The organism is Mycolicibacterium xanthum, from assembly GCF_019710635.1.
Taxonomy (GTDB): Bacteria; Actinomycetota; Actinomycetes; order Mycobacteriales; family Mycobacteriaceae; genus Mycobacterium; species Mycobacterium xanthum.
Genome location: NZ_JAIFZS010000070.1, coordinates 1 through 1,157, shown reverse-complemented (window position 1 = coordinate 1,157; position 1,157 = coordinate 1). Strand labels below are relative to the sequence as shown.

The 1,157-nt window shown below is 74.4% G+C and carries 1 protein-coding gene; it reads left to right on the top strand.

The window, feature by feature from the left end; genetic code table 11:
- On the top strand, positions 1 to 1,157 hold a 1,157-nt coding region (locus JDV09_RS23305; RefSeq protein WP_221371516.1), incomplete at both ends, for a DUF222 domain-containing protein.

The window sequence follows — 1,157 nt, the reverse complement described above, 5'->3', positions numbered from 1 at the left end:
CCGAGTTGGCCGCTGCGTCCGACGCCGAGCTGATCGACGCACTCACCGGCTGGGCCCGGGCCGCGGCCGCCGCCGAGGCCCGCAAACTGGCCGCCGCCGCCGAACTGCTCCACCGCCGCCAGGCCGAAGAAGACAACCCGCGGCGGGCCTGCGACGCCGTCGACGGCGCGGCCGCCGAGATCGCCGCCGCCCTGACCCTGCGCCACGGCCGCGCCCTGACCCAACTCGACCTCGCGGTCACCCTGCGCGACCGACTCCCCAAAGTCGGCGCGGCGTTCCTGGCCGGCCAACTGAGCACCACGATGATCACCACCATCCACTTCCGCACCGAACTGGTCGAAGACCACCACGCCCTGGCCGCACTCGACACCGCACTGGCCGACCGCGCCGCCGCCTGGGGCCCCCTGTCGCAATACAAACTCGACCAAGCCATCGACATCTGGGTCGAACGCTACGACCCCGACGCCGTACGCCGCACCCGCGACAACGTCCGCGGCCGCTACCTGAGCATCGGCAAACGCGACGACGCCACCGCCACCACCACCGTGCACGGCCGCCTCACCGGCCCCGACGCCGCCCTGCTCAACACCCGCATCGCCGCCATGATCCACGCCGTATGCCCCGACGACCCCCGCACCCTGGCCCAACGCCGCGCCGACGCCCTCGGCGCCATCGCCGCCGGCGCCACCGCACTGACCTGCCGCTGCGACAACCCCGACTGCCCCGCCGCCACCATCGACGACGCCCGCGCCCGCAACGTCGTCATCCACGTCATCACCGACGCCACCACCCTCCACACCCCCACCGACCCCGACCTGCACGGCGCCGACCACCCCAACACCGACCCCATCGAAGGACCCCAACCCGCCCCGGCCCCCACCGACAAGACGACGCCCACGCCAACAGCGACAGCGCAGGCGGCGGCGGACACGACGGCGCAGTCCCCCCAGAACGCGCCACCCACCGACCAAGCGACGGCCACCGAGGCGCCCACCGACGAGGCGACGCCGACGGAGGCGGACAACCCGGCGGGACCGGTGGAAACGGCCGACACCGCAGCCCAACCGGCGGCCAGACCCGCCCAGACCCGCGCGCCCGACCGCCACACCGACACCGCGCCCACCACAGACACCGCGCCCACCACCCCCGCAACACCG